Consider the following 22,576-nt stretch of genomic DNA (forward strand, 5'->3'; position numbering starts at 1 on the left):
AGCGCCAACCGAGAGCCCAGCGCTTCGCAACGTGAAGCCTGTTACAGTTTCGTCTTTTACTTCTGCTATACTTACGCGCCGAGCATCTCGAGGGGGGTGGCGATGCCTGATGTCATCAAAGTGCGTGCGGCGACCAACAACGAGGTCGCGTTCCTGGCTTGGGATATTGACGGGATGATCCCGGGCTGCCTCGGCTTCGAGATCGTCCGCCTCTATCCCGACACCGGCGAGGAGCGTTGCCTGGCGGCATGGGTGCCGTTCAAGGGGCAACGCAATCCACGCTGGATTCCGCAGGACACCGGCGTGTGGCCGGTGCAGAAGACCTTCTGGCGCGACCTCACGGTGCGCCGGCGCCGCGACAGCCTCACGATCCGGCCGGAAGGCGAAATGATCGCCTATCGGGTGCGCCCGGTCGGCGACATGAAGCCGGGCCTCGAGCCGGTGCCGGTGCGTCCGGAGCAGGTGGTCGACGGCCAACCCGCCTATACCGGCGCGGCCCGGCCTCTCGGCTATCTCGGCCAGGGCGCCGTCAGTCCGCCGATCTTCCTGGGGCAGATGTTCGGCAAGGCGCGGGTCGCTTTCACCAATGGTGTCTTGTCGACGCAATGGATGTCGCACGCGCTGGCGGAAGCCGGCATCAAGGTCGGACAGCGCGACAAGATCAGGGCCGAGCTGCAGAACCCGGCGAGCAAGATACGCGCCTATCTGCAAGGCGATGTGCCCCAGGTTTTGATCAGCCTGATGGAGCGGGCCAAGGACCAAGGTGGCTCCGTCAGGCTTGCGCTCTACGAGCTTGGCGACGACGAATTGAGCGACGCGATCATCGCCGCCAAGGATGTCGTCGAAGTCATCCTTTCCAATTCGGGCAAGGACGAGCAGACGAAGGAATGGGACTTCGGCAACGCGCCGTTCCGGAAGCGGCTGCGCGATGCCGGCGTCGTGGTGACGGACCGCCTGTTCAACAACAACCATATCGGCCACAACAAGTTCGCGGTCTACCGCGATGCCCATGGCAAGCCGCAAGCAGTGATGACCGGCAGCACCAACTGGACCTCGACCGGCATTTGCGGGCAGTCCAACAACGCCTTCGTCCGCGACGACCCGGCGATGGCAGACGTGTTCAACGCCTATTGGGAGCGCATGAAGGCCGACGTCTTCCCGCCGCCGGCGAGCGAAAGCGCCGCCGGACATGTGGCGCAAAAGCAGGGCGTGCCGTTTCGCAAGGAAAACCACATTTCGAACCCGCTGAACGGCGCCAGCGCAGCGCTGGACGGCATGACGGTGTGGTTTTCGCCGAACGATCCCGAGCGCAGCAAGAAGGACATCTCGGTGCGCCCGGTCGACCTCGAGGACGTCTTCGCCCGCATCAAGGCGGCGAAGCGCGCGGTGCTGTTTCTCGTGTTCAATCCGTCGCGGCTCGGCGAGAACTCGATCGTCGACCAGGCGGTCGCGGCGGCGAATGCGGATCCGAAGCTGATCGTGCAGGGCGCGATCAGCGACGAGACCGCGATGCCCAACTATGTCGCCCCAACCAGGGATCCGGTGACCCACAAGTCGAACAAGGACGGCAAGTCGCCCTTCGTCTATCCGGAGAAGGCCTGGGAGGCGCCGAACGTCTCGATCGTCAGGGCGGCGAACCTGACCGGCGCCACGATCGCCCGCGATTTCCAGGCGGAGGTGCTGACCGTCGGGCACTCCATCGTGCACGACAAGATCGTCATCATCGATCCGATGGAGGACAATGCCACCGTCATCACCGGCAGCCACAACCTCGGCTACAAGGCGTCCTACGAGAATGACGAGAACCTGGTCATCGTCGAAGGCGACAAGACCTTTGCCGCGGCCTATGCGGTGCACATGCTCGACGTCTTCGACCACTACAAGTTCCGCGCATGGCGCCGGACGATCGGGAAGGGGCCGTCGGCTGACGACGGGATTTCCATCGACGACAAGTGGCTGAAACCCTATGCCGACGGCAAGAAGGGGGCGATCGCCCGCTACTTCCCGTAGTCTGCGTGGCCCTGAGGCGCGATGGCCGTTGGCGCAAGCAGATTTCGCCACCGGCCCTTCCTTTTCCAGTGTCGAGCCGCTAGCCGGATCGCATGCCGCCCAAGGCTGGGCGATGCAGACGGATGGCGCGATGGCGGCGGCGAGCGATGGCGAGGCGGGAACGCAATGGGCGGCACTGGCCGGCGTCACCACGGCGCTGGCCATGTTCGGCGCAGCGCAGGGGCTGAGCTATCCGCTGTTCACCTTGCTGATGCAGCGGCAGGGCTGTCGCCGGCGCTGATCGGCCTCTCGGCGGCGATGATGCCGGTCGGCCTGCTGCTGTCGGCGTCGTTCGTGCCGGCCGCCGTGCGCCTGGTCGGCGCGCGCAATCTCGCCGTCGGCTGCTCGCTGATCGGCGCGCTATGCTTCCTGGGCATCGGCTATCTGCAGAACTGGATCGCCTGGTACGCGCTGCGCTTCCTCGTCGGCGTGGTCATCAATCCGCTCTATGTGCTTGGCGAGGTCTGGGCGCTGTCGCTGGCGGCGCCGTCGCGCCGCGGCAGGGTGATGGGCGTGTTCAACGCGCTGATGGGCGCCGGCTACGCCGCCGGGCCGTTGATCCTGATCACCCTCGGCGCGTCCGGCTGGCCCCCGTTCATCGCCGCCATAGCGGGCTTTTGCCTGTGCGCGCTGATCCTGCGCGCCGTCTCTTCGCAACTCGCCGGCTTCGAGGATGACGGCCAGGCTTCCGGCGGCATCGCCGGGTTCGCCAGGCTGGCGCCGGCGCTGCTGCTTGCGGTGCTGGTTTCGGCGGCCGTGCAGCAGAGCACCTATTCGCTGATACCTGTCTTCGGCACCGGCTACGGCCTGCCGGAGGCGAAGCTCGCGGCGCTGGTGACGGCGCTGTCGGCCGGCAACATCCTGCTGCAAATCCCGCTCGGGCTGATGGCCGAGCGCTTCGGCGGCCGTGCGATGATCGTCTTTTGCGCGCTGGCGACCGGCGCCTGCGCGCTGTCGCTGCCGCTGCTGATCACGACGCCGCTGGTCTGGCCGGTGCTGGTGGTGATGGGCGCGGTCGGTTACGGCGTCTACAAGATGGCGCTGGTCGAGCTAGGCAGCCGCTTCAAGGGAAGTCTGCTGGTGGCCGGCAACGCCGCCTTCGCACTGATGTGGGGCGCGGGCGGCATTGTCGGCCCGCCAGGCGCCGGTGCGCTGATGCAGGCGGTCGGCCCACTCGGCCTGCCGGCGGTGATCGTCGGGCTCGATGCGCTGCTGGTGGCCTTCGCGCTCTACAGGTCGGCCAGCCGCCGAAGTTCCTGACAGGGTTTGGCTGGAGCAAGCGGTTTTCGCGGGTGAGGGGGTTACGGCTGTCCAGCCGAACCGCTAAGGCTGCCGGCGGAGGAAGGGCCATGAGCGCCGCCGAAACGAACAGCGACGAAACGATACAGTGGGCGGCGATCACCGGGGTGATCGCGACGGTCTCGGTCTTCGCCATCGCGCAAGGCCTGAGCTACCCGCTGCTCAGCTTCATCCTGCAGCGCCAGGGCATCTCGCCGGCGATGATCGGGCTTTCGGCGGCGATGACGCCGATCGGCTTCATCCTGTCCTCGCCGATGATCCCGGCGCTGGCGCGCCGTTTCGGGCCGGGGCGGACGGCACTCACCTGCGCCGCGCTTTCCGCGCTGGTGCTGGCTTTGGTCGGCTGGACGCAGAACGTCTATCTGTGGTTCCCGCTGCGCTTCCTGATCGGCGTCGTCACCAACCCGCTCTATGTTCTCAGCGAAATCTGGGTGATCGCGCTGGCGCCGCCGTCGCGCCGCGGCCGCGTCATGGGCGTCTATTCGACCGTCATCTCGGCCGGTTTCGCCGCCGGTCCGCTTTGCCTGCTTGCGGTCGGCACCGAGGGCTGGCCGCCCTTCCTGGTCGGCATCTCCGCGTTTGTCTTCTGCGGCGGCTGCCTGGCGCTGGTGCTTGGGCGTCTGCCCAAGGTCGACGAGGCCGGACAGCAGGTTTCGGTGATGGGCTTCATGCCGAAGGCATGGCTGCTGCTCGCCGCCGTGGTCGTGGCCGCCGGCTTCGAGCAGGCGGTGCTGGCGCTGCTGCCGGTCTACGGCACTCACTACAGCATTGCCGAGGCCAGCATGTCGGCCCTGCTGTCGACGATGATCGCCGGCAACATCGCCATGCAGGTGCCGCTCGGCCTGCTGGCCGAAAGACTGACGGCGCGCCTGGTGCGCTTCCTGTGCGTGTCGCTGACCGTGCTCGGCTGCGTGCTGCTGCCGCTGCTGATCGAGACGCCTTTGATCTGGCCCTGCGTGTTCATCTGGGGCGCTGTCTCCTACGGCATCTATACGATGTCGATCATCGAGCTCGGCGAGCGCTTCACCGGCTCGGCGCTGGTCGCCGGCAACGCCGCCTTCTCGCTGATGTGGGGCGTCGGCGGCATCCTGGTGCCGCCACTCACCGGCGGCGTCATGGATATCACCGGCGCGTCCGGCCTGCCGGCCACTCTCGGCGCGATCTGTGCCGCACTGGCGGTGGCGACCGTTCTGCGCCGGCGCGTGATGTGAAGGAAAAGCCGCGTTTCGTCGCGACAAGCTGTCATTGCCATCTTGAATGTGAGCGTCCGTGACGCGATGTAGGCGAGGCCGCCTGACTAGCTTTCGGAGACCGTGCGTGACCCAAACCATCACAAAAGGCCAGACTGAACCGGCCGCTGAAGATTCCTTCCTTTGGCTGGAAGATCGAAATGGCAAGGGGGCGCTCGACTGGGTGCACGCCCAGAACGAGCTGACGGTTGCCGAGCTGCAGGGCGATCCCGGCTACCAGGCTTCGTTCGAAACCGCACTCGACCTGATGACGGCCGAGGACAACATCCCGATCGGGACCGCGATCAACGGCCACGTCTACAATTTCTGGCAGGACAAGAACAACGTGCTCGGCCTGTGGCGCCGCACGGCGGTCGCTTCCTACAAGACCGACAAGCCGGAATGGGAGACGATCGTCGATTTCGACGTGCTCTCCGCGAAAGAAGGCATCAAATGGGTGTTCAGCGGCGCGAGCCGCCTTTATCCGGATTTCAACCGCTGCCTGGTGAGCATGTCGCCGGATGGCGGCGATGCCAGCGAGATGCGCGAGTTCGACATCGCGGCGAAGTCCTTCGTCGAAGGCGGCTTTCGCGCCGCCGCCTCGAAGTCGGGTTTTTCCTGGCTGGACGAAGACACCGTCATCGTCTCGGCCGCCTTCGAGGAGGACGACAAAACGCAGTCCGGCTATCCGCGCGTGGTCAAGCTGTGGAAGCGCGGAACGAGGCTGGAAGACGCCACGCTTATCTTCGAGACCGAAAAGCAGGACCTCGCGGCCGGCGGCGGGGTCGAGATCGACGGCGACAGGCGGCACCTGTTCCTGGCCCGAACCATCGATTTCTTCTCCTCGCACAGCTTCCTGCGGCTCGCTTCCGGCGAGAACCGGCGCATTCCGCTTCCAGACGACGTAACCGACACGGCGATCTTCCAGGGACAGCTCGTCTTTGGCGTGCGCAGCCCGTGGACGGCGCCCGACGGCACGCACTGCCTGCCAGACGGGCTTTATTCGGTGGATTTCGAACGCTGGATCGACACCAACACGCTGGGGCGGGTCGAAACCGTGCTCGCGCCGGCGCATCGCGTCTCGATCGCCGGGCTCGCCCGCACCGAGCGGCGGCTGTTCATCAACCTGATGGACAATGTGCGCGGCAAGGTCGTCGCTTGCGATCGGACAGGCGAGGGTTGGTCGCTGAAGCCGGTCGGCCTGCCGGAAAACGGCAATGTCGGCACCAGCCATGCCGAGCATTTCGGCGCCAGCGTCTCCTTCTCCTTCACCGATTTCCTGACGCCGAGCTCGATCATCTGGTCTGACGACGATGGCGAGACGCTTCGGTCGGTGAAGGCGCAGCCGGCCCGCTTCGACGCTTCGCCCTTCATCTCCGAACAGTTCGAGGCACGCTCGAGCGACGGCACGATGATCCCCTATTTCGTGGTCAGGCGGCGCGACCAGGGCGGACCGGTGCCGACGCTGCTCTACGGCTATGGCGGCTTCGAAGTGCCGCTTCTGCCGGGCTATGCCGGCGTGCGCGGCAGGCTTTGGCTGGAGAAGGGCAATGTCTATGTGCAGGCCAACATCCGCGGCGGTGGCGAATTCGGCCCGGCCTGGCACCAGGCGGCGCTCAAGGGCAATCGCCAGAAGGCTTTTGACGATTTCGCGGCCGTTGCCGCGGACCTTGTCCGGCGCGGCATCACCACGGCGGCGCAGCTCGGCATCCAGGGTGGCTCGAATGGCGGCCTGCTGACCGGCACGTCGCTGATCCAGCATCCGGAACTGTTCGGCGCCGTCATCATCGACGTGCCGCTGCTCGACATGCTGCGCTACACCGAATTGCCGCCGGGGGCCTCGTGGATCGCCGAGTATGGCGATCCCGCGAAGCCGGAAGAGGCGGCGTGGCTGGCCGCCTACTCGCCCTATCAACATGTCAAAGCGGGTGCCGCCTATCCGCCGGTGCTGCTGATGACCTCGACGGCCGACGACCGCGTCCATCCCGGCCATGCCCGCAAGATGGCGGCGCGCCTGCAGGAGGCTGGCCACGGCCGGACACTCTTCTTCGAGGAAACCGAAGGTGGCCATGGCGGGCGTGGCGATCGTCGTCCTCAAGCGGCGCAAACGGCGATGCGCTATGTATTCCTGCAGCGGGCGCTGGCGGGTACGGCTTGAATTCAGGGCATCAGGCGGCTTAAGGTGCCGCCATGGCTTGCACGAAGACATCAGGCGCCTTCGGGGTCGCGGTGACGCCGTCACCGCGCACGCTTCGTGCCGAGCTGCTCAGGCTTTGCGCCCGCATCGGCTATTCGCCGCCCGCCCGCCTCTGAGGAATCCGCCCCGGCCGTTGCCGGATTGATTCAAGAGGAAAGAGCAAATCCATGACCTATCAGAATTATTCGCTGAAGCAGCTTCAGCAGATCGACGCCGCGCATCACCTGCATCCCTTCACCGACCACAAGGAGCTGCGCGAGGCGGGCTCGCGCATCATCACCCGCGCCGACGGACCGTTCATCTACGATGCCGACGGCACCGAGATCCTCGACGGCATGGCTGGCCTCTGGTGCGTCAATGTCGGCTACGGCCGCAACGAGCTGGCCGAGGCCGCCTATGCGCAGATGAAGGAGCTGCCATACTACAACTCCTTCTTCAAATGCTCGACGCCGACACCGGTGCTGTTGTCGAAGAAGCTGGCGGAACTGGCGCCGAAGCAAGTCGGCCAGGTGTTCTACGGCTCTTCCGGCTCGGAGGCCAATGACACGGCGCTCAGGCTCGTGCGCCACTACTGGGCGCTGGAGGGTAAGCCGGAGAAGAACCGCATCATCTCGCGCAAGATGGGCTATCACGGCTCGACCGTTGCAGGCACCTCGCTCGGCGGCATGGAGCCGATGCACAAGCAGCTCGGCGGCGCCGTGCCCAACATCGTCCATGTGATGATGCCCTATGCCTATGAGCTCGCGCTGCCCGGCGAAAGCGACCATGATTTCGGCCTGCGCGCGGCCAAGGCCGTCGAGGACGCCATCCTCGAGGCCGGCGCCGACAAGGTCGCCGCCTTCATCGGCGAGCCGGTGATGGGCGCCGGCGGGGTGAAGATCCCGCCGCTGAGCTACTGGCCGGAAGTGCAGCGCATCTGCCGCAAATACGATGTGCTCTTGATGCTGGACGAGGTGATCACCGGCTACGGCCGCACCGGCGAATGGTTCGCGGCGCAGACCTTCGGCATCGAGCCCGACACCATCACCACGGCCAAGGCGCTGACATCGGGCTACCAGCCGCTGTCGGCGCTGCTGGTCGGCGACCGCATCAGCAGGACGCTGGTCGAGAAGGGCGGCGAGTTCTACCACGGCTACACCTATTCCGGTCACCCCGTGGCCTGCGCCGTGGCGCTGAAGAACCTCGAGATCATCGAGCGCGAAGGCCTGGTCGAGCGGGTCAGGAACGACACCGGTCCATACTTCGCCCAGGCGCTGCAGGAGCGTATCGCCGGGCACAATCTGGTCGGCGAAGTGCGCTCGATCGGGCTGATGGGGGCGATCGAGATCGTCAAGGACAAGGCGACCAAGGAGCGCTACCTGCCGTCGGGAAGTGCCGCCGTCGTCGTGCGCGACCACGCGATCGCGCAAGGCATGATGCTGCGCGCCACCGGCGACACGATGATCCTGTCGCCGCCGCTGATCTGGACGCGCGAGACGGTCGACATGGCTTGCGATCGCATCGCCAGGGCGCTCGATCTCGCCGAAGCGGATTTGCGCAAGCGCTGAACGAAGGCCGGGCGGCGTCCGCGACGGCGCCCGGCCGTTTCCATTGGCGTCAATCATGATCGTGGACCAACGGCCGGGCGGTTGCTGCCGTGTCCCAGACCAGGAAATGTGCTGAAAAGCCGGATGCCGTCTGACAGTATGCGCCAGCGGTCATGTGAACCAATGGCAGTTTCATACAGGGGCAGGCGCATATGGTGAGTTCCTTTCGTGCGGTCGTGGTCGGTGGCGGCTGCGTCGGTGCCGGCATTCTCTATGGCCTGGCAAAGCGCGGCTGGACCGATGTGGCATTGCTGGAGAGGACGCAGCTTACCGCCGGCTCGACATGGCATGCCGCAGGGCTCATTCCGTCCTATGCGCGCAGCCGCAACGTCGGCCGCATGATCGCCAGGTCGATTGAAATCTATGAGGGCCTGGAAGCCGAAACGGGCCAGAAGGTCGGCTGGCACAAATGCGGCCAGCTGCGCATCGCCAACACGCGCGACCGGCTCGACGAGTACAAGAGCTATATGGACGTCGCGGAGGTCCAGGGCGTGCGGGCCCGGATCGTGTCGCCGGCGGAGGCGCGCGAGATCTGGCCGCTGCTCGACAATAAGGACATGCGGGGCGCCCTCTACCATCCCGACGATGGTCACATTGCACCGGCGGACGTTACCCAGGCGATGGCCAAGGGCGCACGCGACCTCGGCGCGAAGGTCCATCTCGACACCGAAGTTGTCGGGTTCGAGCGGATGCCGGGCGGCGAGTGGAAGGTCAAGACCCCGCGCGGCGACATCCTCTGCGAGCATGTCATCCTCGCAACCGGCAACTATGCGCGCCAGACCGGCGCCATGCTGGGGCTGGACATTCCCGCGATCCCGATCGTGCATCAGTACTGGATCACCGAGGCGGTTCCGGAAGTTGTCGAACGCAAACGGCTGGGCCTGCCGGAGATGCCGATCCTCAGGGACGAGGGTTACGAGGGCTATCTGCGCGAAGAGGGGGACGGGCTGCTGTTCGGTCCCTATGAGCGGACCGAACAGCTCAAGCTGTTCGCCGAAAACGGCGTCCCGGAATGGTTCGGCGCCGATCTGCTCGACGAGGATTTCGATGCCGTCTCCTGGAATTGGGAGCGCGCGAGCGAATTGGTCCCGGCGCTCGGGCGCGCCGGCATAAAGCGCAATGTGCGCGGGCCTTTCCAGATGACCGCCGATGAACTGCCGCTGATGGGGCAGGCCTGGGGTCTTGAGAACGTCTGGCTCGCGGAGGGCGTGCCGGGCGGCATCCTTTGGGGCGGAGCGATCGGCTATTATCTTTCCGAGCGGATCGTGGAGGGCGGCAACAGCATCGACACGGCCGAACTCGATCCCCGCCGGTTCGGCGAGTATGCCAACAAGAACTGGACCCGGGAAAAAGTCAGGGAAGCCTGGGGCACCCACGCCGTGCAGCACTATCCAGGCCAGGACATGCCGGCGGCGCGACCGCAGAAAACGGCGCCGTCCTACGACCGCCTAAGCCAGCTCGGCGCGGTTTGGGACGTGCTGAACGGCTGGGAGATGCCGAGCTGGTTTGCGCCCGCGGGTGTCGAAGCGCGCAACATCTATAGCTGGCGTTGGACCTCCAAAGGCAACCACGTCGCCGAGGAAGTCCAGGCCGTCCGCCAGGCCGTGGGGCTGGTCGAGATGACGCCGATGACCAAGTTCGAGGTCAGCGGGCCGGGCGCCGAGGACTGGCTCGACGGAATCCTTGCCAACAAGCTGCCTCGTCCCGGTCGTGTCGCCCTTGCCCATCACCTGACGCCGGCCGGTGGCGTGCAGGCCGAGTATGTCGTGGCGCGGCTAAAGAGCGATCTGTTCAATCTCATATCGACGCCGCGCGCCGAGCGCTGGAATTTTGACGACTTGAGCCGGCTGCTGCCAGAGGGCGGCAACGTTCAGCTTCGCAATGTCACCGATGATCGCGGCAGCTTCACAATCGTTGGACCGAAGGCGCGGGAGGTATTGCAGCCACTGACGGAAGTGGATCTCTCAAACGAGGCCTTCCCATGGTTCAGCGTGCGGTCCGGAACCGTCGGCCTGGCCAGCGATGTGCGTCTGCTGCGCGTCAACTACTCGGGCGAACTGGGATGGGAGCTCTATCATCCGCTCTGTTATCAGCGGCATTTGCTGGACGCGCTTTTGGCGTCGGGCGAGGCGCAGGGGATGAGATTGGTTGGACTTCAGGCACTGGAGTCCCTGCGTTTCGACAAGTCCTACCGGGCCATGTATCGCGACATGAATGTCGAATTGTCAGCCTGGGAAAGCGGCCTCGACCGCTTCGTCAGCCTCGACAAGGGCGACTTCGTCGGCCGGGCCGCACTGGTCGCTAAACAGGAGCAGGGGACGGCGCGCCGGATCGCAACGCTGTCGATCGATACGGACGGCGCGAGCGCGTTCGCCTTCGAGGGCGTTTACCGCGACGGCGAGCTTGTCGGCCACGTCACGTCGGCAGGCTACTCCTATACTTTTGGTCACGACATCGCACTCGCGCTGCTGCCCCTGGAACTGCTGTCGCCCGGTACCGAACTGGAAGTTTCAGTCCTCGGCGAGCGGCGTCGGGCAAAGGTGACCGCCGACTCGCCCTACGATCCGGAAGGCACGCGTGGGCGCATGTGAAACGCCCGGGCACAATTCTCGGAACAAGCTGCGAAGACCGCATACCTCGCCGAATGCGGCAACGAAATATAGTGCAGCAAAACGCAAAAACCGCGTCCCACCGGGAACGCGGCTTTGCCAGATACGCATGGCGTTTCGCTACAAGCGACTTGCGAAACTTACGGGCTCCGGTACGCGAGACCTGATCCGGAGCGCCGGGCGGATGCGATATGTCCGCCTCGCAGTCCGTTTTATAGGCACATCGTTACCGGCCGGTTATCGAGACCTTAAGCAAATCTAAATTTGCCGGTTTTCGGCCAAATAATCTTCTAATAAGCCTTTGAAAGCAGCGGTTTATGCGAGTTGGCCGCGGAGGAAATTAATAATGCCGGAGAAATCGACCCCGGCATTGCCCTGCGTGTTGAACAGCGCGTAGAGCTGCGTCGCCTCGGCGCCGAGCGGCGTCACCGCGCCAGCACTTTGCGCCGCCTCCTGCGACAACTTCAGGTCCTTCAGCATGAGGGCGGCGGCAAAGCCGGGCTTGTAGTCGCGGTTGGCCGGCGAAGCCGGCACCGGACCGGGCACCGGACAGTAGGTGGTCAGCGACCAGCACTGGCCCGACGAGGTCGAGGCGACGTCGAACAGCGCCTGATGCGACAGGCCTAGCTTTTCCGCCAGCACGAAGGCTTCGGCGACCCCGATCATCGAGATGCCGAGAATCATGTTGTTGCAGATCTTGGCCGCCTGCCCGGCGCCGTCGTCGCCGCAATGGACGATGCGGCCAGCCATCGGCTTCAGGACCGGCTCGGCCTTGGCGAAGGCGTCCTTCGAGCCGCCGGCCATGAATGTCAACGTGCCGGCGGTGGCGCCGCCGGTGCCGCCCGAGACCGGAGCGTCGATCGACAGCAGGCCGTGTTTGCTGGCGACGGCATGGGCCTTGCGGGCCGATTCGACGTCGATGGTGGAGGAATCGATGAACAGCGCGCCTTTCTTGGCCTTGGGCGCGATGTCCTCATAGACCGACAGCACATGCTTGCCGGCCGGCAGCATGGTTATGACGACATCGGCGTCCTTCACCGCCGCGACGGCGTTGGCCATGACGACCACGCCATGCTCCTTGGCGACTGTGAGGTTCTCCGGCACCAGGTCGAAGCCGTGCACAGAATGCCCGGCCTTGACCAGGTTGGCGGCCATCGGATTGCCCATATTGCCCAATCCGATGAAGGCGATGGTTGTCATAGCGGTGCTCCCAGGGTTAGGCAGTAGGCAGTAGGCAGTAGGCAGTAGGCAGTAGGGGATCTATTCAGGTGCCAGCTTGATAATAAGCTGGCGAAGCATCTTTCCGATGGCTTCTGTGGCTGAGAGCATATGACGAACCTCATCACGAGTGGCCAAGCCGATGCGTTCAGCGATCTGGAGGTGTGTCTCGAGCTCCTTTAGAGAGCCTTGGGCTATCCTGAGAAACTGCTGATAGGAACCCGTGTTATCGCGGCCGTAACCTTCCGCGATGTTTGAAGGGATAGATGTGGCTGAGCGGCGGATTTGGCTGGTCAGCCCGTACAATTCCTCCTTTGGCCATGCCTTGGTCAAGGAGTAGGTAGCGACGGCCAGACCCATGGCCTGCTGCCACACGATAAGATCCTTGTACGAATTGATCTTGCCGGTCATCCTTCGCCTACTGCCTACTGCCTACTGCCTACTGCCTACTGCCTACCGGCCGATCAGCGCGCGTGCGATGATGACGCGCATGATCTCGTTGGTGCCTTCGAGGATCTGGTGGACGCGCAGGTCGCGCACCAGTTTCTCGACACCGTAATCGTGCAGATAGCCATAGCCGCCATGCAGCTGCAGCGCCTCGTTGGCGACATCGAAGCCGACATCGGTGACGAAGCGCTTGGCCATCGCCGACCATTTGCCGGCGTCCGGCGCCTTGCGATCGAGCTTCGAAGCGGCGGCGTAGAGGAAGATTCGCGCCGCCTGCAGCTCGGTCTCCATGTCTGCCAGCCTGAACTGCAGCGCCTGGAACTGGTTGATCTTCGAGCCGAAGGCCTTGCGCTCGCCTGTATAGGACAAAGCCTTGTCGAGGGCCGATTGCGCGCCGCCGAGCGAGCAGGCGGCGATGTTCAGCCGGCCGCCGTCGAGGCCGGCCATGGCGATACCGAAGCCGGCGCCTTCCGTGGCCAGCAGGTTCTCGGCTGGCACCTTGCAATCCTCGAAGATGACCTGGCGGGTGGACTGCATGTGCCAGCCCATCTTGTGCTCGTTGGCGCCGAAGGAGAGGCCGGGCGCATCCCTGGGCACGACGAAGGTCGAGATGCCTTTCGGCCCGTCGGCACCGGTGCGCGCCATGACGACATAGAGGTCGCTGTCGCCGGCGCCGGAGATGAACTGCTTGGCGCCGTTGAGCACATAGTCGCCGCCGTCTTTCACCGCGCGCGTCTTCAGCGCGGCGGCGTCGGAGCCGGAACCGGGCTCGGTCAGGCAGTAGCTCGCCAGCCATTCCATCGAGGTCAGCCTGGGCAGGAAGCGCTGGCGCTGCTCCTCGCTGCCGAAGCGGTCGATCATCGACGCCGCCATGTTGTGGATCGAGATGAAGGAGGAAAATGCCGGATCGGCGCGGGCAAGCGCCTCGAAGATCAGCACGGCATCGAGCCGGCCCAGCGCCGAGCCGCCGACGTCGTCGCGGACATAGATGCCGCCGAGGCCGAGCGGCCCGGTTTCGCGAATCACATCGGCCGGGAAATGTTTCGCACGGTCCCAGTCGAGCGCGTTCGGCGCGACGCGGTCGGCGGCGAAGGCCTCGGCCATCTCCTGGATGGCGCGCTGCTCCTCGGTGAGTTCGAATTGGCTGGTGCTCGCATCGACCGCGGCGTCCATGGCGTGCTCCCTGTCGTTTTAGGCCTTCTGGCCTGTCGTTTTTGGCTTTGCGCGCCATTCAATCTAGACCAATGATGCCGCCGCGCAACCCGCCCGGCCGCGGAGCGGCTGTGCATAGATCGACCAACGGAGCATGGCGTGACGACAGTCTTCTATGAACTGCTCGACCGGTTCCACGCCTACCTCAGGACCTTGGACAGCGCTCTGGTCAGCGACGCCGTCGCCCGCATCGATTGGGACATGCCGGTGCGACCGCTGGAGCCGCATCCGCTCGCCTGCCTGCGCCATCTCGACCGCATCGCCGAACTTTCGCCATCGGACATCCGGCCCCTCACGCGATTCGTGGCGGAACATCGCGGCGATCTGCGCTGGGGCCAGACCTACAGCGTCTCGGATTTCGGCCAGGCGTTCCTGGACAATTACGGCTGGCTGGAGGTTTTCGGCACGCGCGGCCATTTCGTCAATGACGAGGTCGCGGCCGGCCTGCTGATCCTCGGGCCCGGGATCGTCTATCCCGACCACCATCACATTGCCGAAGAGATCTACATTCCGCTGACCGGCGGTACGGAGTGGCACAAGAGCGAAAGTGGTTTCCATGTTCGCGAGGCGGGCGAGGTGATCCATCACCCTTCGAATGTCAGCCATGCCATGCACACGGGCAAGGAGCCGCTGCTGGCGCTCTACATCTGGCGTGGCGGGCCGCTGGCGCAGAAGTCGACAATCCCGGGCACCGTGGCGCAGGGCAGGGGCTGATGGCTGCAAAAGCGATCATGCTGCAAGGCACCGGCTCCGATGTCGGCAAGAGCGTGCTGGTGGCGGGGCTCTGCCGCGCGGCGAAGATGCGCGGGCTGAAGGTGCGGCCGTTCAAGCCGCAGAACATGTCGAACAATGCCGCCGTCGCCGACATTCCCGGCGACGACATTCCCGGCGACGACAAGGCCGGCGGCGGCGAGATCGGCCGCGCGCAATGGCTGCAGGCGATCGCCTGCGGCGTGGCGCCGACCGTTCACATGAACCCGGTGCTGCTCAAGCCGCAAAGCGATGTCGGCTCGCAGGTGGTGGTGCAGGGCAAGGTGTTCGGCGAGGCCAGGGCGCGCGACTACCAGGCGATGAAAGGCCGGCTGATGGATGCCGTGCTGGAGTCCTGGGCGAAGGTCGGCGAGGGCGCCGATCTCGTCATCGTCGAAGGCGCTGGCTCGCCGGCCGAGACCAATCTCAGGAGCCGCGACATCGCCAATATGGGCTTTGCGACGCGGGCCAATGTGCCGGTGGTGCTGGTCGGCGACATCGATCGCGGCGGCGTCATCGCTTCCGTCGCCGGCACTCATCTCATCCTGCCGGAGGAGGACCGGCGCATGATCGTCGGCTACCTCATCAACAAGTTCCGCGGCGACGTCTCGCTGTTCGACGACGGCATCAAGGCGATCGGAAAGTTCACCGGCTGGCCTTGCTTCGGCGTGGTGCCGTGGCTGAAGGCGGCGGCGAGGCTTCCTTCTGAGGATTCGGTGGTGCTGGAACGGCTGGCATCCGGCGAGAAGCGGGCGCTGAAGGTCGCGGTGCCGATGCTTTCGCGCATCGCCAATTTCGACGATCTCGATCCATTGAAGGCCGAACCGCAGGTCGAGGTGGTGTTCGTGCCGCCCGGAAAGCCGCTGCCCGCGGATGCGGGATTGGTGGTCATTCCCGGCTCGAAGTCGACGATCGGCGATCTCTTGAAGTTCCGGGAGAATGGCTGGGACCGCGACCTCCTCGCCCATCGCAAGCGGGGCGGCCATGTCGTCGGCATCTGCGGCGGCTTCCAGATGCTCGGCCGCAAGGTCAGCGATCCCGCCGGCATCGAGGGCAGCGTGACCGAGGCGGAGGGGCTCGGCCTGCTCGACATCGAAACGCTGATGGAGCCGGAGAAGACGGTCCGCAATGTCAGCGCCCGCTCGGTGCAGTTCGATCTGCCGCTCGAAGGCTACGAGATCCATCTCGGCCGCACCGTTGGTCCGGATTTGGCGCGGCCGTCCGCCATCATCAACGGCATCGATGACGGCGCGATCTCCGCCGACGGCAAGGTGGTCGGCACCTATCTGCACGGGCTGTTTTCCGCAGACGCCTTCCGGGCAAGATTCCTGGAAAGCCTCGGCGTCAAAGGCGGCGGCATCGACTATCGCGCCGATGTCGAGCGGGCGCTGGACGAGGTCGCGGCCGAACTGGAAACCCACCTCGACTGCGACGCGATTTTTGGCCTGGCCCGTTAGCTGGCGGCGTCTCCTGCCTTCGGCCAATAGGTGCCAAACGACCAGACATTGCCTTCGGGGTCGCGGCAGATGAACTCGCGGCTGCCATAGTCGCGATCGGTCAGTTCCTGCAGGATCGTGGCGCCGGCCTTTCTTGCCCTGGCGTAGGCGGCATCGGCGTCTTCCACCGCGACATAGATCGACTTGCCGCCGCCGGCGCCCGGCTCGCCGACCATCTTGCCGTAGTCGTCGTCACGCGCGGTGCCGAGCATGATCATCGAGGCGCCGAAGACGAGCTCGGCGTGATGCACGACGTCGCCCTCGCCATAGCGGGCGCGCACGGTGAAGCCGAAGGCGTCGCACAGCCAGTCGATCATTCCGGCGGCATTCCTGTAGCGCAGAGCGGGGTAGAGACGAGGTGCTTCGTTCGCGGTCGACATGGCAATCTCCCTGGTGTCGGTTGATGGTATCCAGTCTCGGCGAAGGCCGCCGCGGCGTCTTGAAGAAATGTTACCTCGGTGGAGAAAGATACTATGCGAGCGCGGTTGGCGTCTCGCCGGCGAGATCGCGGAATTCGCGCACCAGATGCGCCTGGTCAGCATAGCCGCAATCGGCGGCGATCCCCGCCCAGTCGTCGAGCTGATGCTTGGACAGCGAGAGCGCCCGGTTGAAGCGCACGATGCGCGACAGCGTTTTCGGCCCGATGCCGATCGCGTCGGAAAATTTCGCCGCGAGATGCTTGCGGCTCCAGCCGAGCTCATCGGCAAGCACGGAGACCCGCGTGCGTCCGCCAGAGCCAATGACTTGCCGGTAGGCCCAGGCGATCTCGGCTGACATCCGCTTCGCCTCCGCCAGCCTTGCTGCGACGAAGCTCTCGGCAATCGCGAAACGCGAGCTCCAATCCCGTGCCTCGCCGAGCCTTTCGCGCAGCGCGATGCCTTCGAGGCCAAGCACATCGTCGAGCCCGACCATGCGGTCGGTCAGCTCGCTCATCGGCAGGCCGAAGAAGCGGCGGGCGCCGAGCGGGGTGAAGTTGATCTGGACGCAGCAGGCGCCGCCGAAGGATTGGATCACCACCGGCCCGGCAAAGAGGCCGGCGGCAAAGCTGGCGAAGCGATCGTTGTCGCCGGGATCGCGCCCAAGCCCGATGGCGAAGGGCTCGGCGAAGCTGATCACCAGCGGCACGGTCAGCGAAGCATATTCGACATTGCGGGAGCAGACGGGCAGCATCTCGCGATAGCCGCAAAGGTCGGTGACTGAGCCGGCAAGCGAAGCGTCAGCCGCTCGCCGCACCATCTCGAACCTTGCGGCTAAAGAATGGTCCTGTTCATGACGGCGCTCTGTCTCGATCGACATCGGCAATCCTCGCCCGCCAAATCTAGCAGACCACATTCCGAAATCAAAAGCGCCCGGCTTGTGGCCGGGCGCTCCGGTTACCTGAGATCTGAATGTGCCTGACTTAAGCGCCGCGCATCATGCAGCCGGCGGCAAGCACGATGTAGCCGATGAGAACAATCCACACTGCGGCAAGAGGAATGAACGCAAGAACGCCAAGAGCGGCGAGAACGCCGATGATGGCGATGACAAGGGAGATAATGAAAATAAGCTGAGTAGGTGCACTGAGATTCATGTGTGGCTCCTCCAACATGATTCGTACGCCGGCATTGTATCAGCGGGGCCGTCACACACCAATCAGCTGGCGCAGCGGGTTCGCCGGGTCGGCGAGAAGCTTCACCGCCAGCGCCACGCAGACGACAACCAGCAGCGGCTTGATCAGCCGGGCGCCGATGCGGATGGCGAGGCTGGCGCCGAGGCGCGCGCCGAGGAACTGGGCGACGCCCATCATCAGGCCGATCTTCCAGTAAACGACGCCGACGGCGGCGAAGATGGCGAAACCGCCAATGTTGGAAGCGAAGTTGAGCATCTTGGTGTGCGCGGTCGCCTTGAGTACGCCGTAGCCGGCAAGGCTGACGAAGGCCAACATGTAGAAGGAGCCTGCACCGGGTCCGAAAAGGCCGTCATAGAAGCCGACAAGAGGTGGAACGATCAGTCCGAACAGGAAGGGCGACAGGCGCTCGGCGCGGTCGACATCGTTCATGTTGGGCTTGAGCGCGAAATAGAGCGCGATGGCGATCAAAAGCAGTGGCAGCAAGGCGCGCAGGAAATCACCAGGCACGATTGTAGCCAGCAAGGCGCCGACGGCGCTGCCGATTAACGCCAGCAAGGCGGACGGCAACTGCCGGCGCAGCTCGACATGGCCGTTCGCCGCATAGTGGATGGTGGCCGACCCGGAGCCGAACATGCCTTGCAGCTTGTTGGTGCCGAGCGCGGCAGTCGGCGAGAAGCCCGCCAGCAGCAGCGCCGGAATGGTGATCAGGCCGCCGCCGCCGGCGATGGAATCAACGAAGCCGGCGGCAAACGCGGCGAAGGCCAACACGGCAACAGTCTGTATGCTAAGATCGATCATCGGGGCTATGGGTCTTGCGGCGGGACGATATGCGCGCTTCGACCATGCCAACCCCGTTTGCGCAAGGCCGATTCCGCGCTAACTATCTGCGACGGAATCGCAAAGGGGAGGCCGATGGCGATGGCACTGCTCGATCAGATACGCTCGATCTTCGACGGCGATCCCGGCGTGCGCAAGGTCGCGGACGATCCGGTCCTGTCGGCGGAACTGTTGATGCTGTTCCGCATGATCCTGGCCGACGGGTCCGTCTCGGAGAGCGAGATGGTCGCCTTCCGGCGCATCTGCAAGGAGGCGTTCGGCATTCCCGAGACGAGCATCGACAGCGTCATCGAATATCTCAACGACTTCGGCTACGAGACCAACGGCTCGCAGGCGATAGCGCTGTTCCGCGACCTCGACGTCGAGCGGCGCAAGCTGCTCGCCCAGCACATGGCCGAGATCGCCAAGGCCGATTCGAAGCTGGCCGAAAACGAGGTCAGGCTGCTGCGCCGCACGCTCGACCTGCTCGACATCAGCCCGGTCGATGTTGTGAAGCCGCAGGAATAGCCGGTTTCGATAGCGGCCGGCAGGCTCGCTGTTTACCCTTGTTCCTGTAGTCTCCGTGCGATCGCCCGGTGCAAATCGGGCGCGGCTCTCACCAGCGCCCTGGCCGCCTCGGATTGCGGATGATCGAGTACCGCGCCGGTCTTGCCGCGCTCGACGATCCTGCCCTCATGCATGACCAGCACCTCGTCCGTGATGGCGCGGGCGACGGTCAGGTCGTGGGTGATGAACAGGTAGGCGATGCCGAGCTTCTGGTTGAGCTCGGCGAACAGGTCGAGGATCTGGGCGCGGATCGAGACGTCGAGCGCCGAGACCGGCTCGTCGGCGACGACCAGCTTGGGACGGGTGATGATGGCGCGCGCGATCGACAGGCGCTGGCGCTGGCCGCCCGAGAATTCATGCGGATATTTGTCCATGTCGCGCGGCCCGAGGCCCACCTCGTGCAGCGCATGCGCCACCAGCTCGCGCCGCTCGGCATTGGCCGGCTTCTTGTCCAGCACGTGCAACGGCTCGGCGACCAGCTTCTCGACCTTCTGGCGCGGATCGAAGGAACCGTAGGGGTCCTGGAACACGACCTGCATGTCGCGCCGCGCCGGCTTCAGCTCCGCCTCGCTCCTGCCGGTGATGGTCTCTCCGCTGAAGCGGATCGTCCCCGAGGTCGATTTGTCCAGCGCCAGGATCATGCGGGCAAGCGTGGACTTGCCGCAGCCGGAGCGACCGACCAGCGCCACCGACTGGCCGGGCTCTATCGACAGCGAGACGTCGTCGACGGCGCGGATGGGAGCGGCACGCCGGAACAGCGAGCTGCGTCGTCCCGGATAGTCGCGCGTCACGCCATCGACCTGCAGCAAGGGCCTGGCCGAGCCGGCGGTGTGGGGGCGAGGGCGGGCCGGCACATGCATGGAGGCCTGCGCCAACTGACGCGTATAGGGATGGAGCTGCCCAGACAGCGTGCGTGCGGTGTCGCCGGCTTCCATCACCTCGCCATGGCGCATGATGGTGATCTTGTCGGCCATCGCGGTCACCACCGCGAGGTCGTGCGAGATCAGAAGCAAACCCATGCGGTTTTCCGCCACGAGATCGCGCAGCAAATCGAGGATCTGCGCCTGCAGCACCACGTCGAGCGCCGTGGTCGGCTCGTCGGCGATCAGGAGCTTGGGTTTCAGCGCGCAGGCGATCGCAATGACGACGCGCTGGCGTTGGCCGCCCGACAGTTCGTGCGGATAGCGCGACAGCGGGAATTTCGCCGAGGGCAGGCCGACGCGGTCGAGTATTTTGCGCGCCTGCTCCTCGGCCTCGGCGCGGCTCGCCTTGGTGTGCCAGCGAATGCCCTCCGCCACCTGCTCGCCGATGGTCTTGACCGGGTTCAGCGCCGTCATCGGCTCCTGGAACACCATGCCGATGTCGTCGCCGCGCAACGCACACATCTGGTCCTCGCTCGCCGCGAGGATGTCGATGCCGTCGAAAGCGACGCGTCCGCTGGCGCGTGCCGCGAAGGGCATGAGCCGCATCACGGCGAGTGCCGTCATCGACTTGCCGGAGCCGGATTCGCCGACCAGCCCCATCACCTCTCCGGGCGCCACCGCAAGCTCGACGCCTTTCAGGATCGGCGTGTCGCCGATCGAGAGCGACAGGTTCTCGATCTCGAGCAGGCTCATCGCTGCCGCCGCGATTTCGGGTCGAGGATGTCGGCGATGCCGTCGCCGAGCAGGTTGAGGCCGAGCACGGTGACGGCGATCGCCATGCCCGGGAAGATCGCCATCCACGGCGCCACCACCATGCGCGTCTGCGCGTCGAACAGCATGCGGCCCCAGCTCGGCATCGGCGGCTGCGCGCCGAGGCCGACATAGGAGAGGCCTGCTTCGGCAAGGATGCCCAGCGCGAACTGGATGGTGCCTTGCACCAGAAGCAGCGTCGCGATGTTGGGCAGGATGTGCTCGATGGTGATCAGCGTCGGGCCCTTGCCGGCGGCGCGGGCGGCGAGAATGAACTCACGCGGCCAGATGGCCAGCGCGCCGGCACGGGCGACGCGCGCGAACACCGGAATGTTGAAGATGCCGATGGCGATGATGGCGTTGATGGCGCCCGGCCCGAAGATGGCGGTGATCATGATCGCCGAAAGCAGGGCGGGGAAGGCGAAGACGAGGTCGTTCAGTCGCATCAGCGCTTCGTCGGCGAGGCCGCCGCGCGCTGCCGCGAAGGCGCCGAGCGGAACGCCGACGCCCATGCCGATGCCGACCGCGACCAGCGCCACGGCGATCGAGTTGCGGGCGCCGACCATGATCATCGACAGGATGTCGCGACCGAAATGGTCGGTGCCGAACCAGTGCGCCCATGAGGGCGCCAGGGTCTTGTCCGAGATCACCAGCCTGGTGACGTCGTATGGCGTCCAGGCGTAGGAGAGGACCGCCACCGCCCCCACCAGCGCGGTGATGACGAAACCGACAAGGAAGGATCGGTTGCGGAACGCCTTGGCCAGAATGCCGGCCAGGGTCTCCTCGGGGATGTCGACATGCAGTGTCATTGCCGGCTTCTCAGGCGCGGATCGACGACCGCGTAGGAGAGGTCGACGAGGAGGTTGACGGCGATGACGGCGGCGACCAGCAGCATGACGACGCTTTCGACGACGATGAGGTCGCGTTGGGTGATCGCCTGGAACAGCAGCCTTCCGAGGCCGGGCAGGTAGAAGACGTTCTCGATGATGATGGTGCCGGCGAGCAGGAAAGCGAACTGCAGCCCGAGGATGGTGAGCACCGGGATCATGGCGTTGCGCAGCGCGTGCCGCCAAAGCACGGCGCGGTAGGGCATGCCCTTGGCGCGGGCGGTGCGGATATAGTCCTCGTTCAGAACCTCGATCAGCGCCGAGCGGGCGACGCGTGCCAGGATCGCGGCTTGCGGCAAGGCAAGGGCGACCGCCGGCAAAAGCAGCGATTTCAGCGCCGGCCAGGCGCCGGCGCCCCAGCCGGGGAAGCCGCCGGCCGGTACCAGCCTGAGCCAGACGGCAAAAAGATAGATCAGCATCAGCGCGAACCAGAAGTTCGGCACGGCGACGCCGAACTGGGCGACGCCCATGGCGATCGCGTCGCCGGCGCGACCGCGCCGGCTGGCGGAAAACAGGCCAACCGGAATGGCGATGGCCGTGGACAGCGCCAGGGCGATCAGCGCCAGCGGCAGCGAGACGACGACGCGTTCGCGCACGAGATCGATGACCGGCACCGAATAGGTGTAGGAGCGGCCGAAATCGAGGCTCAGCAGCCCGCCCGCCCAATGCAGGTAACGCAAGGCCAGCGGCGCGTTGAGCCCCATCTGATTGCGCAGCACCTCGACCTGCTCGGCGCTCGCGTTCATGCCCAGCATTAGGCGCGCGGGGTCGCCCGGGATGATCTCGAGCACCGCGAACACCACCATGGAGGCCAGCACAAGCGTGGCGGCGGCGATGATCAGACGCTTCAGGAGGTAGGCACTCATCGGCACAACCTGCCGGAAAAGCAAAGGCCCCGGAAGCGGCTTTCGCCACCGGGGCGTTGCATTTCT

19 protein-coding genes and 1 pseudogene are annotated in these 22,576 nt (G+C 65.3%); 10 read left to right on the top strand and 10 right to left on the bottom strand.

The genetic code is table 11. The features are described 5' to 3' along the window. Positions 1-102 precede the first annotated feature (102 nt). The 7 genes and pseudogenes from EN857_RS21295 (at position 103) to EN857_RS21325 (ending at position 10,951) form a co-directional block, all read left to right on the top strand. Positions 103-2,010 (top strand): phospholipase D-like domain-containing protein, encoded by a 1,908-nt coding sequence (locus EN857_RS21295; protein ID WP_127393372.1) that lies wholly within the window; start codon positions 103-105, stop codon positions 2,008-2,010. A 130-nt stretch (positions 2,011-2,140) separates the two neighbouring features. Beyond that, positions 2,141-3,309: pseudogene (locus EN857_RS21300) on the top strand (MFS transporter). A gap of 89 nt (positions 3,310-3,398) precedes the next feature. Then, positions 3,399-4,559, top strand: coding sequence for an MFS transporter (locus tag EN857_RS21305; RefSeq protein WP_127393373.1), 1,161 nt, complete (start codon positions 3,399-3,401; stop codon positions 4,557-4,559). A gap of 106 nt (positions 4,560-4,665) precedes the next feature. Next, positions 4,666-6,735 carry a prolyl oligopeptidase family serine peptidase gene (locus tag EN857_RS21310; protein ID WP_128346160.1) on the top strand — a complete coding sequence of 690 codons (2,070 nt, stop codon included), beginning with the start codon at positions 4,666-4,668 and terminating at the stop codon, positions 6,733-6,735. 32 nt (positions 6,736-6,767) lie between these two features. Further along, positions 6,768-6,890, top strand: coding sequence for a capsid protein (locus EN857_RS21315; RefSeq protein ID WP_127391668.1), 123 nt, complete (start codon positions 6,768-6,770; stop codon positions 6,888-6,890). A gap of 51 nt (positions 6,891-6,941) precedes the next feature. Then, positions 6,942-8,321: an aspartate aminotransferase family protein gene (locus tag EN857_RS21320; RefSeq protein WP_127391669.1), complete on the top strand. Its 1,380-nt coding sequence runs from the start codon at positions 6,942-6,944 to the stop codon at positions 8,319-8,321. Positions 8,322-8,512: 191 nt separating this feature from the next. Then, on the top strand, positions 8,513-10,951 hold the full coding sequence (locus EN857_RS21325; protein WP_127391670.1) for an FAD-dependent oxidoreductase: 2,439 nt from the start codon (positions 8,513-8,515) through the stop codon (positions 10,949-10,951). A gap of 333 nt (positions 10,952-11,284) precedes the next feature. Here the strand turns inward: EN857_RS21325 and mmsB are convergent, their stop codons facing one another. From mmsB to EN857_RS21340, 3 genes are read right to left on the bottom strand one after another with little or no spacing between them, the layout of a single operon-like run. Continuing rightward, a complete protein-coding gene (gene mmsB, locus EN857_RS21330; protein ID WP_127391671.1) occupies positions 11,285-12,169 on the bottom strand; it encodes a 3-hydroxyisobutyrate dehydrogenase in 885 nt (294 codons plus the stop codon). A gap of 60 nt (positions 12,170-12,229) precedes the next feature. Beyond that, entirely contained in the window at positions 12,230-12,598 is a 369-nt protein-coding gene (locus EN857_RS21335) for a four helix bundle protein (RefSeq protein WP_128346159.1), read from the bottom strand. Positions 12,599-12,640: 42 nt separating this feature from the next. Continuing rightward, positions 12,641-13,807: an isobutyryl-CoA dehydrogenase gene (locus EN857_RS21340; protein ID WP_127310007.1), complete on the bottom strand. Its 1,167-nt coding sequence runs from the start codon at positions 13,805-13,807 to the stop codon at positions 12,641-12,643. A 138-nt stretch (positions 13,808-13,945) separates the two neighbouring features. Between EN857_RS21340 and EN857_RS21345 the strand changes: the two genes are divergently transcribed. Continuing rightward, positions 13,946-14,560, top strand: coding sequence for a dimethylsulfonioproprionate lyase family protein (locus EN857_RS21345; protein ID WP_127391673.1), 615 nt, complete (start codon positions 13,946-13,948; stop codon positions 14,558-14,560). Next, positions 14,560-16,053 carry a cobyric acid synthase gene (locus EN857_RS21350; protein ID WP_128346158.1) on the top strand — a complete coding sequence of 498 codons (1,494 nt, stop codon included), beginning with the start codon at positions 14,560-14,562 and terminating at the stop codon, positions 16,051-16,053. Before EN857_RS21345 ends, EN857_RS21350 begins: the two co-directional genes overlap by 1 nt. Here EN857_RS21350 and EN857_RS21355 read toward each other — a convergent pair. The 4 genes from EN857_RS21355 to EN857_RS21370 all read right to left on the bottom strand — a co-directional run bounded on the left by EN857_RS21355 (position 16,050) and on the right by EN857_RS21370 (position 18,499). Then, positions 16,050-16,472 (bottom strand): VOC family protein, encoded by a 423-nt coding sequence (locus EN857_RS21355; protein WP_127391675.1) that lies wholly within the window; start codon positions 16,470-16,472, stop codon positions 16,050-16,052. The two genes, EN857_RS21350 and EN857_RS21355, sit on opposite strands and share 4 nt — an antisense overlap. Positions 16,473-16,563: 91 nt before the next feature. Further along, complete coding sequence (locus EN857_RS21360) at positions 16,564-17,388, bottom strand: AraC family transcriptional regulator (RefSeq protein ID WP_127391676.1); 825 nt, start codon at positions 17,386-17,388, stop codon at positions 16,564-16,566. A gap of 103 nt (positions 17,389-17,491) precedes the next feature. Further along, positions 17,492-17,662, bottom strand: coding sequence for a hypothetical protein (locus EN857_RS21365; RefSeq protein WP_126054125.1), 171 nt, complete (start codon positions 17,660-17,662; stop codon positions 17,492-17,494). A gap of 51 nt (positions 17,663-17,713) precedes the next feature. Continuing rightward, positions 17,714-18,499, bottom strand: a complete 786-nt coding sequence (locus tag EN857_RS21370) for a TSUP family transporter (RefSeq protein ID WP_127391677.1) — start codon at positions 18,497-18,499, stop codon at positions 17,714-17,716. Between the two features lie 114 nt (positions 18,500-18,613). On the opposite strand from EN857_RS21370, the gene EN857_RS21375 reads away from it, so the two are divergent. After that, positions 18,614-19,045 carry a TerB family tellurite resistance protein gene (locus EN857_RS21375; RefSeq protein ID WP_127287368.1) on the top strand — a complete coding sequence of 144 codons (432 nt, stop codon included), beginning with the start codon at positions 18,614-18,616 and terminating at the stop codon, positions 19,043-19,045. 32 nt (positions 19,046-19,077) lie between these two features. On the opposite strand, the gene EN857_RS21380 is transcribed toward EN857_RS21375, so the two are convergent. From EN857_RS21380 to EN857_RS21390, 3 genes are read right to left on the bottom strand one after another with little or no spacing between them, the layout of a single operon-like run. Then, positions 19,078-20,700, bottom strand: a complete 1,623-nt coding sequence (locus EN857_RS21380) for a dipeptide ABC transporter ATP-binding protein (protein ID WP_127391678.1) — start codon at positions 20,698-20,700, stop codon at positions 19,078-19,080. Next, complete coding sequence (locus EN857_RS21385) at positions 20,697-21,566, bottom strand: ABC transporter permease (protein ID WP_127391679.1); 870 nt, start codon at positions 21,564-21,566, stop codon at positions 20,697-20,699. Before EN857_RS21385 ends, EN857_RS21380 begins: the two co-directional genes overlap by 4 nt. After that, positions 21,563-22,510, bottom strand: coding sequence for an ABC transporter permease (locus EN857_RS21390; protein WP_127391680.1), 948 nt, complete (start codon positions 22,508-22,510; stop codon positions 21,563-21,565). The genes EN857_RS21385 and EN857_RS21390 overlap by 4 nt, the downstream gene beginning before the upstream one ends. Between the last annotated feature and the right edge of the window lie 66 nt (positions 22,511-22,576).

It is taken from the genome of Mesorhizobium sp. M4B.F.Ca.ET.214.01.1.1 (genome assembly GCF_004791545.1).
Lineage (GTDB): Bacteria > Pseudomonadota > Alphaproteobacteria > Rhizobiales > Rhizobiaceae > Mesorhizobium > Mesorhizobium abyssinicae.

Coding starts and splice junctions, on each gene's coding strand:
- EN857_RS21295 (WP_127393372.1), top strand. CDS start 103: ATGCCTGATGTCATCAAAGTGCGTGCGGCGACCAACAACGAGGTCGCG.
- EN857_RS21305 (WP_127393373.1), top strand. CDS start 3,399: ATGAGCGCCGCCGAAACGAACAGCGACGAAACGATACAGTGGGCGGCG.
- EN857_RS21315 (WP_127391668.1), top strand. CDS start 6,768: ATGGCTTGCACGAAGACATCAGGCGCCTTCGGGGTCGCGGTGACGCCG.
- EN857_RS21320 (WP_127391669.1), top strand. CDS start 6,942: ATGACCTATCAGAATTATTCGCTGAAGCAGCTTCAGCAGATCGACGCC.
- EN857_RS21325 (WP_127391670.1), top strand. CDS start 8,513: ATGGTGAGTTCCTTTCGTGCGGTCGTGGTCGGTGGCGGCTGCGTCGGT.
- mmsB (WP_127391671.1), bottom strand. CDS start 12,169: ATGACAACCATCGCCTTCATCGGATTGGGCAATATGGGCAATCCGATG.
- EN857_RS21335 (WP_128346159.1), bottom strand. CDS start 12,598: ATGACCGGCAAGATCAATTCGTACAAGGATCTTATCGTGTGGCAGCAG.
- EN857_RS21340 (WP_127310007.1), bottom strand. CDS start 13,807: ATGGACGCCGCGGTCGATGCGAGCACCAGCCAATTCGAACTCACCGAG.
- EN857_RS21350 (WP_128346158.1), top strand. CDS start 14,560: ATGGCTGCAAAAGCGATCATGCTGCAAGGCACCGGCTCCGATGTCGGC.
- EN857_RS21355 (WP_127391675.1), bottom strand. CDS start 16,472: ATGTCGACCGCGAACGAAGCACCTCGTCTCTACCCCGCTCTGCGCTAC.
- EN857_RS21360 (WP_127391676.1), bottom strand. CDS start 17,388: ATGTCGATCGAGACAGAGCGCCGTCATGAACAGGACCATTCTTTAGCC.
- EN857_RS21365 (WP_126054125.1), bottom strand. CDS start 17,662: ATGAATCTCAGTGCACCTACTCAGCTTATTTTCATTATCTCCCTTGTC.
- EN857_RS21370 (WP_127391677.1), bottom strand. CDS start 18,499: ATGATCGATCTTAGCATACAGACTGTTGCCGTGTTGGCCTTCGCCGCG.
- EN857_RS21375 (WP_127287368.1), top strand. CDS start 18,614: ATGGCGATGGCACTGCTCGATCAGATACGCTCGATCTTCGACGGCGAT.
- EN857_RS21380 (WP_127391678.1), bottom strand. CDS start 20,700: ATGAGCCTGCTCGAGATCGAGAACCTGTCGCTCTCGATCGGCGACACG.
- EN857_RS21385 (WP_127391679.1), bottom strand. CDS start 21,566: ATGACACTGCATGTCGACATCCCCGAGGAGACCCTGGCCGGCATTCTG.
- EN857_RS21390 (WP_127391680.1), bottom strand. CDS start 22,510: ATGAGTGCCTACCTCCTGAAGCGTCTGATCATCGCCGCCGCCACGCTT.